11 protein-coding genes and 1 riboswitch are annotated in these 16,007 nt (G+C 47.0%); of the genes, 7 read left to right on the forward strand and 4 right to left on the reverse strand.

Annotation, left to right across the window (positions count from 1 at the left end):
• Positions 1-85: 85 nt before the first annotated feature.
• Positions 86-1,444 carry a sodium:alanine symporter family protein gene (locus tag HQQ92_RS16095; protein ID WP_173246737.1) on the reverse strand — a complete coding sequence of 453 codons (1,359 nt, stop codon included), beginning with the start codon at positions 1,442-1,444 and terminating at the stop codon, positions 86-88.
• Between the two features lie 250 nt (positions 1,445-1,694).
• Positions 1,695-1,824: riboswitch (glycine riboswitch) on the reverse strand.
• A 447-nt stretch (positions 1,825-2,271) separates the two neighbouring features.
• Between HQQ92_RS16095 and HQQ92_RS16100 the strand changes: the two genes are divergently transcribed.
• From HQQ92_RS16100 to napB, 6 genes are all read left to right on the forward strand, one after another.
• A complete protein-coding gene (locus tag HQQ92_RS16100) occupies positions 2,272-2,946 on the forward strand; it encodes an ABC transporter ATP-binding protein (RefSeq protein ID WP_173246740.1) in 675 nt (224 codons plus the stop codon).
• The gene (locus HQQ92_RS16105) at positions 2,936-5,545 is read left to right on the forward strand and encodes an ABC transporter permease (protein WP_173246743.1); all 2,610 of its coding nucleotides are present in this window, start codon (positions 2,936-2,938) and stop codon (positions 5,543-5,545) included. Before HQQ92_RS16100 ends, HQQ92_RS16105 begins: the two co-directional genes overlap by 11 nt.
• On the forward strand, positions 5,545-6,759 hold the full coding sequence (locus HQQ92_RS16110; RefSeq protein WP_173246746.1) for a lipocalin-like domain-containing protein: 1,215 nt from the start codon (positions 5,545-5,547) through the stop codon (positions 6,757-6,759). The genes HQQ92_RS16105 and HQQ92_RS16110 overlap by 1 nt, the downstream gene beginning before the upstream one ends.
• Positions 6,760-7,197: 438 nt before the next feature.
• On the forward strand, positions 7,198-7,467 hold the full coding sequence (locus tag HQQ92_RS16115; protein WP_071940060.1) for a chaperone NapD: 270 nt from the start codon (positions 7,198-7,200) through the stop codon (positions 7,465-7,467).
• Positions 7,464-9,959 (forward strand): nitrate reductase catalytic subunit NapA, encoded by a 2,496-nt coding sequence (gene napA, locus HQQ92_RS16120; protein WP_173246749.1) that lies wholly within the window; start codon positions 7,464-7,466, stop codon positions 9,957-9,959. The genes HQQ92_RS16115 and napA overlap by 4 nt, the downstream gene beginning before the upstream one ends.
• Positions 9,956-10,387, forward strand: a complete 432-nt coding sequence (gene napB, locus HQQ92_RS16125; RefSeq protein WP_173246752.1) for a nitrate reductase cytochrome c-type subunit NapB — start codon at positions 9,956-9,958, stop codon at positions 10,385-10,387. Before napA ends, napB begins: the two co-directional genes overlap by 4 nt.
• Before the next feature lie 274 nt (positions 10,388-10,661).
• On the opposite strand, the gene HQQ92_RS16130 is transcribed toward napB, so the two are convergent.
• Entirely contained in the window at positions 10,662-10,814 is a 153-nt protein-coding gene (locus tag HQQ92_RS16130; RefSeq protein ID WP_081729124.1) for a hypothetical protein, read from the reverse strand.
• A gap of 93 nt (positions 10,815-10,907) precedes the next feature.
• Here HQQ92_RS16130 and HQQ92_RS16135 point away from each other — a divergent pair, with 93 nt between their 5' ends.
• Positions 10,908-11,795, forward strand: coding sequence for a LysR family transcriptional regulator (locus HQQ92_RS16135; protein WP_173246755.1), 888 nt, complete (start codon positions 10,908-10,910; stop codon positions 11,793-11,795).
• 146 nt (positions 11,796-11,941) lie between these two features.
• Here HQQ92_RS16135 and fusA read toward each other — a convergent pair whose 3' ends face one another.
• Together fusA and HQQ92_RS16145 are read right to left on the reverse strand one after the other, a co-directional pair.
• Entirely contained in the window at positions 11,942-14,035 is a 2,094-nt protein-coding gene (gene fusA / locus HQQ92_RS16140; RefSeq protein WP_105251504.1) for an elongation factor G, read from the reverse strand.
• Positions 14,036-14,475: 440 nt separating this feature from the next.
• A complete protein-coding gene (locus HQQ92_RS16145) occupies positions 14,476-15,930 on the reverse strand; it encodes a diguanylate cyclase (protein ID WP_173246758.1) in 1,455 nt (484 codons plus the stop codon).
• Positions 15,931-16,007: the final 77 nt, after the last annotated feature.

The following is a 16,007-nucleotide window of genomic DNA, read 5'->3' on the forward strand; positions in this document are numbered from 1 at the left end:
GTAAACGAAGAATTTAGTGGCGACAATGTCAAAGTTAAAATAATGTGAAGTAATTTATTGTTTTAAAAACACTAATAAGCCGTCTCTAAGAAGCCGTCTCTAAGGTTTGATTAGGTAAAATACGAGCAAAATAGCTTTGGGTTTCGGCGATAATGATATGCCTCAATCCCACAATAGCGATCAAGTTAGGGATAGCCATCAAACCATTAACCGTATCAGCCAACAACCAAATCACATCCAGTTTGATAAAAGCACCACCCGCAATCAGCACCAAAAACACCACTTGATACATGCGTAATCCGCGCTCACCGACTAAGTAATACCAACAGCGTTCACCATAATAATGCCAGCCCAAAATCGTGGTAAACGCAAAACACACTAGCGCAATCGTCACCAAATACTGACCCACAAGCGCTGAGCCTCCCAGAGCAAAAGCAGCACTCGTCATCGCAGCACCTGCCGTCTCACCACTCCATACCCCAGTGATGATCAGCACTAACCCCGTCATAGTGCAAATGATAATAGTATCGAAGAAAGTACCCGTCATACTGACGAGACCTTGCTCAACGGGTTCATTGGTCTTAGCGGCAGCGGCGGCAATGGGTGCACTACCTAATCCAGATTCGTTCGAGAACACACCGCGGGCAATACCGATTTGAATCGCCTGCGCGACTGTCGCCCCTAAAAAGCCCCCCGCAGCTGAGAGTGGCGTAAAGGCAGATTCAATCACTAAAGCTAAGGCGGGTAAAATCTGCTCGGAGAAACCGACTAAGATCCACACGCAGGCCAGCACATAACCAATCGACATCGCAGGCACAAGTTTTTGCGCCACATTTGAAATGCGCTTTACGCCACCCAAAGTGACTGCGGCAACTAACACAGTCAACACAGTTGCAGTCAACCAAGTCGGCACCTCAAAGGCAATCGTCAGTGCATCGCTGATGGCGTTAACCTGTGCAAAAGTACCGATACCGAAAAAGGCCACACCAACCCCAAAGAGAGCGAACAATTTCGCCATCCAAGGCAGACCAAGGCCGCGCTCGATATAATACATAGGGCCACCCGCAATCTGCCCACGAGCATCGGTGGTACGGTACTTTACCGCCAACATACATTCAGCATATTTAGTCGCCATGCCGAAAAATGCCGCCAGCCACATCCAAAATAACGCCCCAGGGCCACCCATTTTTATTGCCGTCGCCACGCCAACAATATTACCGGTACCGATAGTGGCGGACAGCGCAGTACAAAGCGCGGCAAAGGAAGATAAATCCCCATGACCTTTGGCGGGTTTAAACAACAATCCCATCGCCATCGGCAGACGAAATACTTGGATAAGCTTGAGGCGCACAGTGAGGTAAACCCCTGTACCCACCAGCAAACAAAGGGTAATTGGGCCCCAGACGATGCCATTAATACTGGCAAGTAAAGCTTGAAAACTCATGATATTCCTCGAATATTAAACAACAAAATTAATAAACGGAGGAGGAAAAGAAATGGCTGTGACGCGCCGCAGTCGGACGCTATAGCGAGCTATTTTGACCTAATCTCGGCCGAGAATCGCCTAAGCTGAACGCTAAAAGCGTAGCAAGCGAGAGCTCTACACGAGTGCTTTCAATAAGAGTAAAAGTGCTCCATCTCAAGCAAAAGAGTAAAAATAGCCCACGACGACAAACGACAGGGACTGTGCAGTCATCCTCTCCTCTGTCCTTTTGCCTGAGCGTTTCGCGTCGCAGGTTATACAATAACACCACGACACTTTCGCCTTCGGCGCCACCTGATTGCACAATGAGTGCAACTGGTAGTCTCTCCAGAGGCTCGTCCAGTAACAGTCCACGCCTATCGGCACCTGAAAGAGTGCTTTGTTTTTATAAGAAGACTCGCTTCTGTAAAACCAAAGTTGCCTCGTCGGTGTGGGGTCAATTCCCCACTCTCCTGCTACCTTCATCCGAACGGATTGCTAGATTGAGATTTACTCCCAAGCTAACAGGACGCACAGAATGCAACAAATGCGGCGTCAGCTCAAGCCGTTTGCTCACAGTTCGCGGAGGATTTAATCCAGTTGACTATTTTTACACCAAATGACGATTTATGTTTTGTTACTCAGTAGATGATCCTATTACAAGAAAAATCAGTATCTATCTGAATAGAAAATGCTTTATCTTGAACATAGAATGGCAATGCTAAATTGCGGCCACTAAGTAAGTTGCCGCCGCAGTTTGAAACACGGCTTACCACACCCGCCGCCAATGGATATAAAGGAGTTGCTCAATGGCCGACGTCGCTAAGCTTAACCAAGTCACCAAAGGCTTTCGCGATGGTGAGCAATATCATCAAGTACTGCAAGCGGTTAATCTACAGATCCACAGAGGTGAAACCGTGGCGCTTACAGGTCCCAGCGGCAGCGGCAAAAGCACCTTACTCAACCTGATCGCCGGCTTTGAAACGCCAGACTCGGGTGAAATCTTGCTAGAACAAGCGTCCACCTCCACTTGGCAAGACAAAGATTGGAGCCGTTTCAGACGTAATTCCTTAGGTGTCGTGTTTCAGCAATTTAACTTACTCACGCCACTCAACGTGAAAGACAATATCGCCTTCTCCTTAAGTTTAACCGCGCAGCCATGGTCGCCTTGGTGTGACTATCTGGTTGAAAAACTTGGGCTGATGCCACTACTTCATCGGCAAGTTGAAGCCCTGTCAGGCGGTCAACAACAGCGTGTCGCCATCGCCCGCGCCTTAGCCCATAAACCGACCTTGCTACTGGCCGACGAACCTACGGGTAACTTAGATGATGTGTCAGGCAAACAAGTGATGGCACTACTGTGTGAACTGGCACGGGAAAGCCAAACCAGTATCTTGATGGTCACCCACAGCGAAGAATGCGCCGCCTTTATGCAAAAACGTTGGCATTTATCCCAAGGTGCAGTCGCTATCTATGAACAATAAACTGCTCACTAAGGCGACTCCCTCGGGGCTTAGGCTGACGTGGCTCAGCCTAAAGGTTTTTATCGCCCATTATCGCCATGCGCCCATACAAGCAGGTGCCATTCTGCTCGGTATCGCCTTAGCTGTGACTCTGCTCATTGGAGTCAAGGCAACCAACGACAATGCCGTGCGCAGCTATAGCGAGGCGACAGAGCTTTTGAGCCAACGCGCCGATGTGCTACTCACGCCGCCCCTTGGACAAAACACTTTAGATGAATCTGTCTATTTCGCCTTGAGACGAGCCGGATTAAGTCAGAGTCTCGCCGTCGTGAGTGGCAAAATCTCCGGTAAAAACGGTCAGTTCTGGCAACTGGAAGGCAGCGATTTGATCGCTGCATTAACACTACAAAAATCGAGAAGTAACGCCTCGACCGACACACTATCAGCTACCTCGCCACAGATGAATGACTTACCGCTTGCCGATCTCCTCAGCGGCGCAGCCACAGTAATCATGAGCCGCAGCCTAGCTGCCAAAGTGGCACCAGAAGGTAAACTTATTTTAGAAAATAGCACCTTAGATGTCATTGCAATTGATGACAGTTTTGGTCTCGGCAGCGCCATCTTGGCCGATATGTCCCTCGCCCAGCGATTACTAAACATGCAAGGCCGATTGAGCTATATCGCCATGTTCAGTGAACGAGAAAACCTACCTAAACTAAAATCCCAACTCGACGCTTTAGGGATTACGCCGCAAAAGGCCAGCTTTAGCCAGCAAGATCAAGGCCAAGCGCTGATAGCGCTGACCCGCAGTTTTCACCTTAATCTTAATGCCATGAGCATGTTAGCCTTCGTTGTCGGCCTCTTTATCGCCTATAACGGTGTGCGCTACAGCCTAATGAAGCGGCAAAAATTGTTAGTACAGTTATTACAACAGGGAATTGAGCGCCGCGCCTTGATGACGGCACTGATGTTCGAATTAATTTTGTTAGTTGTCATAGGTTCAAGTCTGGGCTTTATCAGTGGTTTGCAACTCAGCCACTGGCTGCAACCTATGGTCGCCATGACCTTAGAGCAAATGTATGGCGCCCACTTACTCCCCGGTATTTGGCAATGGACTTGGCTTTTTGAGGCAATTGCCCTCACTTTAATTGCCGCGCTCGCCGCTTGCTTGCCCTTGTATTTAGATCTTACGCGCCAAGCATTGGCACAAGGGGCGAATCGTTATCAGCAAATGCAGGCACACCGCAAAACCCATAGCATTCAATTTGCCTTAGCCTGTGGCTTATTGACCTTAGCGGCATTGCTGTTTCCCTTCAGCCAAAACTATAACATCAGCTTAGTGTTGCTCGGTATCGTCGCTATCGCTATTCCCTTATTGTTGCCGCAATTATTGCATTGGGGCGTCAGTGCGTTAATGCCCTTGGCACGTCCCGGATTATGGCAATATCTGCTCGCCGAAACCCGTGAGCTTATTGCACCGCTTTCCCTTGCAATGATGGCGATCTTACTGGCGCTCAGTGCCAATGTGTCGATGAACACCCTCGTTGGAAGCTTCGAGCAAACCCTGCGGACTTGGCTAGAAACCCGCTTGCATGCCGATCTCTATATCCGCCCACCGAGCCAGCATATCGACACGATTCAAACCCAATTGATGCACGATCCTAGAGTCAGCGGTCTTTATCAGCAGTGGCAGATTGAAGCCCAGCTTTCACTGCCAGTTTCGACGGATAATCCGAGCGAGCAGACGATTCCGGTGAGCCTACTCAGCCGCGATGAATTTTCGACTCGGCACACCAGTGCGCTTAAGGAAAGCCTGCCCACATTGTGGCAATCCTACTTTAATGCACCCGTTGTATTGGTGAGCGAACCTCTTGCCATCAAATACCAATTACAGCTTGGTGATACTGTGTCATTGGATGTGCTCGAGAAAACAGGTAACAGCAAAGCCATTATCGGCGGCATTTATTATGACCACGGCAATACCCGAAACGAGGTCATTATCAGCCAGCCACTTTGGCAACGGGCCCAGTTACCTGTACTGCCAGTCAGTTTAGCCGCAAGTTTTCACGGTAAAGAGCAAGGCAGTAGGATAAGTGAAGCAGAACTCGATCAACTACAAGTCCAACTGGCGACTGAGCTAGGTTTATCCCAAGCACAAATCTACAGCCAAACTAAGATTAAAACCCAAGCTATCGCTATGTTTAAACGCACTTTTTCCATTACCTTAGTGTTGAATAGTTTAACCTTGATTGTCGCCGCGATTGGCCTCTTTAGTGCCTGCTTAATGTTGACTCAGGCAAGGCAAGCGCCACTGGCACGGCTGTATTCCCTCGGCGTCAGTCGTAATGCTCTGCGCGGTATGGTGTTTATGCAAATGCTGATTGTGGTACTGATCACTTGCCTGCTCGCTATGCCAACGGGCGCGCTGTTAGGTTACCTGCTTATTAATAAGATCACCTTGCAAGCCTTTGGCTGGACGATAAAAATGATTTGGGATTGGCAAGCCTATGGCCATGCAATACTGATTGCCTTAACCACCTGCACCTTAGCCGTACTCTTACCGCTGTATTGGCAAACCCGTAAACCACTGGTCGCCAGTCTGCAGCAGGAGACACTGTGATGAAAACACTCAGTATTGTATGGGCAGTGGTTGGGTTAATGCTGATCGGCGGCTGCGATAAAACGCCATCGACGCAAAACACTCAGTCCAAATCCATGGCCAATGTGGTGGGGAAAACCTCTACTAATCAAGATGATTTAGCTTTTACGCCTGTTGTTCCCGGCTATAAATTTGAATTTCCGCGGGATCACTTAGCACATAACAGTTTTCGCCAAGAATGGTGGTATCTAACCGCGAATTTGACCACAGAAAAAGGTGAGCAACTCGGCGCCCAGTGGACGCAGTTTAGAGTCGCCCTTAAACCCCCTGCTCCGCAAGAAACAACTCTGCAAACAATCGCTCCACAAACAACAGTTCCGCAAGGAACAGATGTGATAGCTAAAAGTGAATCCACTTGGGAGACTCAGCAGCTTTATTTAGCCCACAGTGCATTAACCTCGAGTAATGCTCACTTGGCCCACGAAAAGTGGTCACGCCGCCATAGCAAGTTTGCCGAGGTGAAATTAGATCCTTATCAAATCCGCCTCGATAACTGGCACTGGCAGAGCGAAACCAATGCACTCTTTCCCGCCACCTTAACGGTGGAGAATCCTGATTTTAGCTACCGACTTAAGCTGAATAGCCAAGCACCACTGCAATACCAAGGCGTTAACGGCTATAGCCTTAAAAGTCACGATGGCCAAGTAGCCTCTTACTATTACAGCCAGCCCTTTATTGAAATTTCAGGTGAAATCAACCGCAATGGCAAAGTGGAGCAAGTCACAGGCCAAGGTTGGCTCGACAGGGAATGGAGCTCGCAATTTCTCACTAAAACGCAACAGGGCTGGGATTGGTTCGCGCTCAGGTTAAACGATGACTCGACGCTGATGTTGTTTCAGCTACGGGATCAGTCGCCAGCAGAGAACACAAAGAATGCGCCTATCTCGGCATTTTATAGCGCCAGAAGAATGTTTGCCGATGGTACAGGGCGCAACATCAATTCCACTGACAATCCCAATGACATTCAGATGACGCCTCTTAAATGGCAACACACAGTCAATGGCGACTATCCCGTTAGCTGGCAAGTAAAAATCCCCAGCGAAAATATCGATCTCACTATCACCCCGCTCAATGCCAATAGCGCTATGCCATTATCAACGCCCTACTGGGAAGGCCCAGTGCAACTCTCTGGCAGCCATACAGGTACGGGTTATATGGAGCTAACGGGCTATTAACGTCTTATATATACTAAACAATGTGAATATAACTAATTGTTCCTAAATATGTTCTATCGCAGGATTTCGCAAGCATGCACGTCAGCTATTGCTCTTACCCAGAAATTTTATAAACACCTGTAACTGGTAAAAAGTATAGGATTCCTATCTACACACTTGTGCTTCCGTTAATGTTCACAGGTTCCAGATATACACAATAGTATTCTCCATAAATGTACTCCTCACTATGTCCTAGTGAGGACAGTGCTAACCGCTTAAATATCAAACTGGGAGTTAGATCACTCGCAAAACTTTGATCCGGATCGACTATCGCTTTCAATACCTCTTGTGAGGTATACCCACATTTTTTATCAGGTCTAGACTCGCCAGTATCAGCACTCGGTTACCCTCCTTTTTAATCTTAAGTAACCGAGTTTACGCTACTACAGGTCATCCAATATGAGTCAGGAATACCACGTCACCAGCCTTGTGGTGCATGCCACGCCTAAAACCTTACAGCAGGTTGAAGCCAATATCCGTGCATTAGTGGGTACTGATATTCATGCAATTACACCCGAAGGAAAATTGGTCGTTACCCTAGAAGGGAGTAGCCAAAGAGCGATTCTTGACAATATTGAAGCCATCAATGCCCTGTCCGGCGTGTTATCTGCCAGCTTGATTTACCACCAAGTAGAACCCTTAGTACAAGAGAGTGAGGAAATATTATGAGCATAAGCCGCCGCGAGTTTCTCAAGGCCAACGCAGCGGTTGCCGCTGCGACGGCCGTTGGCGTCACACTTCCCATTAAGATGGTCGAAGCCGCCGAACAAGCTGACAGTATCAAGTGGGATAAAGCTCCCTGCCGTTTCTGCGGTGTGGGGTGTAGCGTATTAGTGGGCACCCAAGCGGGCAAAGTGGTCGCCACTAAGGGCGATCCTGAAAGTCCAGTCAACCGTGGCCTTAACTGTATTAAAGGTTATTTCCTATCAAAAATCATGTACGGCAAGGACAGATTAACCACGCCATTGCTGCGGATGAAAGACGGCAAATACCATAAAGAAGGTGAGTTCACCCCAGTCAGCTGGGATGTGGCCTTCGATACTATGGCCGCGAAATGGAAACACAGTCTCGCCACCAAAGGTCCGACGTCAGTGGGTATGTTTGGCTCCGGCCAATGGACTATTTGGGAAGGTTATGCCGCCTCTAAACTTCATAAAGCAGGCTTCCTTACCAACAATATAGATCCCAATGCGCGCCACTGCATGGCCTCAGCCGTAGGCGGCTTTATGCGCACCTTCGGTATCGATGAGCCCATGGGTTGTTATGACGATTTAGAAGCCGCCGATCAGTTTGTGCTCTGGGGCGCAAACATGGCGGAGATGCACCCAATTCTGTGGGCACGAATTTCTAATAGACGTTTAAGCAGTCCAACGTGCCGAGTGCATGTGCTGTCGACCTTTGAGAACCGCAGCTTCGATTTAGCCGATAACCCTATGGTGTTCCGCCCACAGTCGGACTTAGTGATCCTCAACTATATCGCCAATTACATTATTGAAAATAAAGCAGTTAATACCGACTTTGTTAGCAAACACACTAAGTTTGCCTTAGGCGTTGACGATATAGGCTATGGCCTGCGTCCAGAACATCCATTAGAGAAAAAAGCTAAAAATCCAGGCAATGGTAAATCCACGCCCATTAGCTTTGACGAGTATGCCAAGTTTGTCAGCACTTATACGCTGGAATATGCTGCCAAGATGAGTGGCGTCGAACCAGAGAAGCTGGAGATTTTAGCCAAAGCCTATGCCGACCCTAACGTTAAAGTCATGAGTCTGTGGACCATGGGCATTAACCAACACGTTCGCGGTGTGTGGGCGAACAACATGCTTTACAACATCCACTTACTCACGGGCAAAATTGCCACTCCAGGTAACAGTCCATTCTCGTTAACAGGTCAACCTTCGGCTTGTGGGACTGCACGTGAAGTCGGTACTTTCGCCCACCGTTTACCCGCCGATATGGAAGTCACTAACGACAAGCACCGCGCCATTACCGAAAAGCTATGGCAAGTGCCTGAAGGGACCATTCCCGCAAAACCTGGCTACCATGCCGTACTCCAGAGCCGTATGCTCAAAGATGGCAAGCTCAACTGTTACTGGACCATGTGTACCAACAATATGCAGGCAGGCCCTAACATCAACGATGAGATTTACCCTGGCTTTCGTAACCCAGAAAACTTTATCGTGGTTTCAGATCCTTATCCAACCATCACAGCCATGGCGGCAGATTTAATTTTGCCAACGGCAATGTGGGTCGAGAAAGAAGGAGCTTACGGCAACGCCGAGCGCCGTACTCATATGTGGCATCAGCAAGTAAAAGCCCCAGAAGGCGCAACCTCAGATCTGTGGCAACTAGTCGAATTTTCGAAACGATTCAAAGTCTCCGAAGTCTGGCCAGCCGAACTGATAGCCAAACAACCGGAATACGCGGATAAAACCTTATATGAAGTGCTATTTGCCAATGGCGTGATCGACAAGTTCCCAATTTCCGATTGCAAAGCCGAATTAAACGATGAGAGCGAACACTTCGGTTTCTACCTGCAAAAAGGTATTTTCGAAGAATATGCAGCTTTCGGTCGTGGCCATGGCCATGATTTAGCCGACTTTGACCGTTACCATGAAACCCGCGGCCTACGCTGGCCAGTCGTTAATGGCAAAGAAACGCTGCGTCGTTTCGTTGAGGGGAGCGATCCTTATGTCAAAGCGGGTGAAGGCTTTAAATTCTATGGCAAGCCAGATGGCAAAGCGGTGATTTTCGCCCTGCCCTATGAGCCCGCCGCCGAAGAGCCGAATGAAGAATACGATTTATGGATGTCGACTGGCCGCGTGCTGGAGCATTGGCACACAGGCTCGATGACAGCCCGCGTACCAGAGCTTTACCGTGCCTACCCCGACGCGCAAATTTTCATGCATCCAGAAGATGCGAAAGCTCGCGGCGTACAACGTGGTGACGAAGTCATAGTGGCCTCACCGCGCGGTGAAGTGAAAACCCGAGTTGAAACCAAAGGCCGTAACAAACCGCCACGCGGCGTAGTATTTATGCCTTTCTTCGATGCGCGCCAGTTAGTCAACAAACTGATATTGGATGCAACCGATCCCCTGTCAAAAGAAACTGACTTTAAAAAATGCCCAGTGAAAGTCTTCAAGGCGGAGAATAACCAATGAGAAAAATACTCACCTTAACTGCGTTACTCGTCGCCATTACCGGCTGTTCAGGTCAGCAAACCGACACCAACGTAGCACCAGTTAATATTCAATCCCTCGCAGGAAACATGGCGATCACCGACATTCGCCCAGCCGATGCCATGGCGATTTATCCTAGTCGCGGCACCGCCATTGAGCGCAGTTTTAGCGAACAACCCCCGCTCATCCCACATAAGGACGATTACAAGATCACCTTAGATAAAAATGGCTGTTTAAGCTGCCATAGTTGGGACAAGGCAAAACGCATGAAAGCCACGCCAGTAGCTAAGTCCCACGTGATTGATGATAAAGGCACAGTGAACGGGCATAACTATTTCTGTACTCAATGCCATGTCGCTCAGGCCGAAAACAAGCAACCACTCGTCGAGAATCAGTTCTCCGGCAAGTAAATCTCCATCCCCTGCAAAGCCAAGCCACCCGAATTGATTAGGGTGGCTTTTTGCTATTTAAGCGTCCTATCCTAATGAGTTGGCTTTGCTATCAGTAGTGAAGTATTCGAGTGAATAAAATAGATAACTAAACGTCTATCGCTGGCTCAGCGTCCGTTGCTGAACAGTACTTTCATCAAGGAAGGGATTGAGCAGAAGTTAAAAAGGCAAAGTGAGAATCGAGGGAGATGAAAATAAGAGCAGAATCTAAAACACAGAAAAGTAAAAACCCAGCCTAGGCTGGGTTTACTTGTTGTTTTGCTTTATGCAAATCACCCGCTGGAGCCGTTTTAGTTACTTGCGCCGCTTTAGCGTTTTGCACATCTTTTGCCACAGGCATAGCCGCCTGCCACAAAGCACCTACCCACAGACTTGAACTTGATTTCATCGGTATTCCCCTGTTTTGTTAACAAGGTCAAAGTAATACTTAGGCTATCATTAGTAAAATGAATAAATTCCATAATATGGATTCCATTTGAGCATGAACATCCCAATCAAGACCTTACAGTGTTTTCTGACCTTAGTGGAAACTGAAAACTTTACCCGCGCCGCGCAGAAATGTTTTATCACCCAGCCGACACTAAGCAAAATAATCCAGAGACTTGAAGAAAGCCTTGGTGAAACCTTGCTGATCCGGAATAACCAAAAGGTTGAGTTAACTCAAGCTGGTCAGCTCTTTGAGCACAGTGCACGGGAAATTCTCGGCCAATGGCATAGACTGCAAGAGGACATGAGTAACCTTAGCGGCCTCAAATCGGGGCGGTTGCGACTGGGTGTATGTCCTATGATGAGCAGTCTTATTATTGGTTTGCTCACTAGCTATCGTAAGCGTTATCCGGGAGTTGAACTACACATGTATGAGTACGGTGGATTCGGCTGCGAACAAGCATTGCTCAATAACAGTCTCGATATCGCCTTTACCGCGCTACCCACGACCCATGAAACAGAACTCGTCAACCAACCCCTAACTAAGTACCCTTTACTCGCATGCCTGCCTGAAGGACATCCCTTAGCCGAGAAAGACCACTTAAAATGGCAGGACTTCCAACCCTATCCTTTTATCCTCTACAACGAAGACTTCTCCCTTGCTAAACTGATTAGTCGCCTCAGTCGCAAAGCAGGTGTTCAACTCAATATTGCCTTTCGCAGCGGTCAGTGGGATTTCCTCGCCGCCATGGTCGAAGCCGATATGGGCGTCGCTATTTTACCTGAGCCTATCTGCAATCGATTAAGCACCAGTAAACTGGTCTTTAAACCTATGCAGCCCGCAATGACATGGGATCTGGCGCTTATTTGGCGTCAAAGTTTACCTTTAACACCGGCGGCCAAGGCCTTGCTCGAATTGAGTAAACAAAAAACTGAACGCTGAGAAAATAAAGCGAGAACTGACATTTTTTAAACAACGGGATACGAAACTTCGTCAGCCATAGCGGGTGATTACAGTTGGATCTCGCCCATAAAAAAACCGCTGCGAGCCTAGAGGCCGACAGCGGTTTTTATTAGCTAAGTTAAGAATTACTTCTTAGCTTCAGCAGCCTTACGTTCTTTAACTTGAGCAACAACTTTCTCAGCTACGCTAGCTGGACATTGGCTGTAGTGTGAGAACTCCATAGAGAACTGACCACGACCAGAAGTCATTGTACGTAAAGTACCGATATAACCGAACATTTCTGATAACGGTACGTCAGCTTTAACGCGAACACCTGTCACACCAGCAACTTGGTCTTTGATCATGCCGCGACGACGGTTTAAGTCACCGATCACATCACCCACGTTGTCATCTGGGCTGAACACGTCAACTTTCATGATTGGCTCAAGAAGTTGTGGTTTAGCTTTAGCGATAGACTGACGGAAAGCGCCTTTAGCAGCGATTTCGAACGCGATTGCTGATGAGTCAACTGCGTGGAATGCACCGTCAGTTAATTCGAACTCAACGTCTAACACTGGGAAGCCAGCGATAGTACCGGTGTTCATCATGCTCGCGAAACCTTTCTCAACTGCTGGCCAGAATTCCTTCGGAACGCTACCACCAACAACTGAAGATTTGAACACGAAACCAGTGTTTGGCTCACCTGGGCGGATGATATATTCGATCTTACCGAATTGACCAGAACCACCTGATTGTTTCTTGTGAGTGTATTGATCTTCAACCATTTGAGTAATGGTTTCACGGTAAGCAACTTGTGGCTCACCTACGATCAATTCAACACCATAAGTACGCTTCAGAATGTCTACTTTGATATCTAAGTGAAGTTCGCCCATACCTTTAAGGATGGTTTCACCTGAATCTTCGTCAGTTTCTACGCGGAATGATGGATCTTCAGCGATCATCTTACCGATTGCGATACCCATTTTCTCAGAACCGCCTTTATCTTTTGGCGCTACTGCGATAGAGATAACTGGCTCTGGGAACACCATAGCTTCTAAGGTAACTGGGTGTTTCACGTCACATAAAGTGTGACCAGTTTGAACGTTCTTCATACCCACGATAGCGATAATGTCGCCAGCTTGAGCTGATTCAATTTCAATACGGTCGTCAGCGTACATTTCGCACATACGGCCGATACGTTCAGTTTTGCCAGTCGCGCTGTTCAGGATGGTATCACCCTTCTTCAGACGGCCTGAGTAGATACGTACGAAAGTCAGGGCACCGAAACGGTCATCCATGATTTTGAACGCTAACGCTTTTAATGGCTCATCAGCAGAAACGATAGCGAATTCGCCAGTTTCGTTGCCTTCTTCGTCAGTCAATGGTTGTGGATCAACTTCGTCTGGTGCTGGTAAATAATCAACAACAGCATCAAGAACCAGTTGCATACCTTTGTTCTTGAAAGCAGAACCACAGTATGTTGGGAAGAATGCTAGTTTGCGAGTACCAGTACGAATACAACGCTTGATGTCTTCGATAGATGGCTCTTCGCCTTCCATGTACGCTTCCATCACTGCATCGTCTTGTTCAACTGCAGTTTCGATCAGCATTTCACGGTATTCTTCAACCATGTCAACCATATCAGCAGGAACGTCTAATACTTCAAAGTTTTCTGGAATACCAGAATCATCCCACACGTATGCTTTACGAGTTAATAGGTCAACAACACCAGTGAATTCGTCTTCAACACCGATTGGCAGAACCATAACCAGTGGAGTTGCAGCTAATACGTCTTTAGTTTGCTTAACAACGCGTAAGAAGTCAGCACCCATACGGTCTAACTTGTTTACGAAGATAATACGCGCAACTTCAGATTCGTTCGCATAGCGCCAGTTAGTTTCTGATTGAGGCTCAACACCGCCTGAACCACAGAATACACCGATACCGCCATCAAGCACTTTCAGAGAACGATAAACTTCAACGGTGAAGTCAACGTGTCCTGGGGTGTCGATAACGTTGAAACGGTGATCTTTCCAGAAGCAACTTACAGCAGCGGACTGAATAGTAATACCGCGCTCAGCTTCCTGTACCATGAAGTCAGTGGTAGATTCACCATCGTGAACTTCACCGATTTTATGGATTTTACCGGTTAGCTTAAGGATACGCTCGGTGGTCGTGGTTTTACCCGCGTCAACGTGAGCGAAGATACCAATGTTTCTGTATTTGGATAATTCGGTCATGATTCAACTTTAATGAGTAGTTTAAGAAGTAGACGGAGTATGCGACAAACACCGACACACCGCACATCAGATTATTTTAGGCGCATATTGTAAATTGGAACCCTGCTCGGCGCAAATGGCTAGAGTACTTTTTCACGATAAAGTCGCGTAATAATTTAGGTAAATAGCCATAAACACGAACTAAAACAGATAAGTAAAACACTTTAGCTTATTTTTCACTCAATCAATAAAAACCGTTAAATAAACCTCATTTTAATGGGATAAGGCGATTTTCAAGGGATTTCTATCATATCGTCAGTACAAACATCAAACATTAACCTGCAAGCATGGATGCTAGAACAATCATGTTATACCTATCTCCAAAATAGAGATGACATCCGCGACTCACTTCAATCGCAGTCTTTTAGCCAAATAACCACAAATCAGTCTTGAGTAAACCCTTACGTGTCGATGCACATTTGATTACGCCCTTGTGCTTTAGCACGATAAAGGGCTCGATCTGCCCGCTCAAAACACAATTGTATAGGTTCGTTTTCTGCGAGCTTAGCGACACCAAAACTACAAGTTAAGTGAACATTGTCAGTAAATTGATAATTGTTAATCCTCTGCGCAATCCGCACACACAAGCTTTCAACTAATGGCAATGATGACTGTTGGCAGAGGATAACAAATTCTTCGCCACCCCAACGTGCAACCACATCAGAATCACGCACACAGTGCTGTAATACCTGTGACACTTGCTCAAGAATGCGATCGCCGACGTTATGCCCTAGCGTGTCATTAATCTCTTTAAAGTAGTCGATATCAATCATTACAAGGCACATGCCTGCCCCAGCAGATTTATCATGCTGCTCGTTATTAATAAAAAAGCGATTAAAGTAATGTCGGTTATACAATTTAGTTAAGGGGTCGTGGGTAGATAAAAATTCGAGTTCGGCATTTGACGCTTCAAGCTGTTCGCGTAAAGTTTCCAACTGTTTATTCTTATCGGTTAATCTTCGATTATATTGACTCATAAAGTAAGTTCTCGCCCCCAACATTAGGAGCAACAGACACGTAGCGCAGATAATTTGATACACAAGCGAATAGTTAGTCTCATCTATCACAGTCACATTATTCCACTTCTGATAAATCGTGATCCGCTCTTGCTCACTCACAGTGTTTAAGGCTTTATTTATCACAGGTAACAAGGACTCTTGACCATAAGCGACCCCCATCCGTAACTCATCTTCCGGCCCGCCCCAACCCGCAATTTTTAAATGTTCAAATCCCATTTGTTGAATGTAAGCGTTAACCGAAAACATTGACCCAACAAACAGATCTGCACGTTTATCCAGAACCGACTGCAATCCCGCAGGTTCACTGGCAACAGTAAGCATCTCTATCTGAGGATAATAATGCTGAATATACTCAGCTAAACGATAACCTTTGGGCACGGCTAAAATACGCGTATTGATATTCTCCAATCCTTGCAGAAAAGGCTGTTCTTTAAGTGAAACAAGCACATTTGGTGAGCGGAAATAGACATCACTGAAGTGCAGATAAGTCTCGCGTATTAGCGTTTTATTCAACATAGGGGTTAAATCGCACTGACCACTTTGCAAAAAAGATAAAGTTTCGGTCCAAGAAGATGTCGGCACTAGCTGAAACTTAAGGGAAGAATGTGACTCAACATGACGAATATAGTCCGATGAAATCCCCAGATGCTTACCTTCTCGTATTCCTTCATAGGGCAGCCAATCAGGATCAACGCAATAACGGACTATCACAGCAGACTTGACGCTAACATCTTGATCCGCAAGTTTAGTACTAGACACCAGGAAACGATCCGCATTCACCAGTAATGGCATACACAGCAATAGCGACACTAACCTCAATAAGCCACGCAATTCCATTGAAATTTCAACCTAAAAGCTGATGCTAGATGGGGAATGTAAAAAAGTGTATACGTGAAAACCACACAATACCAATT

Source organism: Shewanella sp. DC2-4 (assembly GCF_013248875.1).
GTDB lineage: Bacteria > Pseudomonadota > Gammaproteobacteria > Enterobacterales > Shewanellaceae > Shewanella > Shewanella oncorhynchi.

Bases quoted from the DNA above. Each gene is read 5' to 3' on its own strand.
- HQQ92_RS16145 (WP_173246758.1), bottom strand. From the start codon at position 15,930: ATGGAATTGCGTGGCTTATTGAGGTTAGTGTCGCTATTGCTGTGTATG.
- HQQ92_RS16105 (WP_173246743.1), top strand. From the start codon at position 2,936: ATGAACAATAAACTGCTCACTAAGGCGACTCCCTCGGGGCTTAGGCTG.
- HQQ92_RS16100 (WP_173246740.1), top strand. From the start codon at position 2,272: ATGGCCGACGTCGCTAAGCTTAACCAAGTCACCAAAGGCTTTCGCGAT.
- HQQ92_RS16130 (WP_081729124.1), bottom strand. From the start codon at position 10,814: ATGAAATCAAGTTCAAGTCTGTGGGTAGGTGCTTTGTGGCAGGCGGCT.
- HQQ92_RS16135 (WP_173246755.1), top strand. From the start codon at position 10,908: ATGAACATCCCAATCAAGACCTTACAGTGTTTTCTGACCTTAGTGGAA.
- napB (WP_173246752.1), top strand. From the start codon at position 9,956: ATGAGAAAAATACTCACCTTAACTGCGTTACTCGTCGCCATTACCGGC.
- napA (WP_173246749.1), top strand. From the start codon at position 7,464: ATGAGCATAAGCCGCCGCGAGTTTCTCAAGGCCAACGCAGCGGTTGCC.
- HQQ92_RS16095 (WP_173246737.1), bottom strand. From the start codon at position 1,444: ATGAGTTTTCAAGCTTTACTTGCCAGTATTAATGGCATCGTCTGGGGC.
- HQQ92_RS16115 (WP_071940060.1), top strand. From the start codon at position 7,198: ATGAGTCAGGAATACCACGTCACCAGCCTTGTGGTGCATGCCACGCCT.
- fusA (WP_105251504.1), bottom strand. From the start codon at position 14,035: ATGACCGAATTATCCAAATACAGAAACATTGGTATCTTCGCTCACGTT.
- HQQ92_RS16110 (WP_173246746.1), top strand. From the start codon at position 5,545: ATGAAAACACTCAGTATTGTATGGGCAGTGGTTGGGTTAATGCTGATC.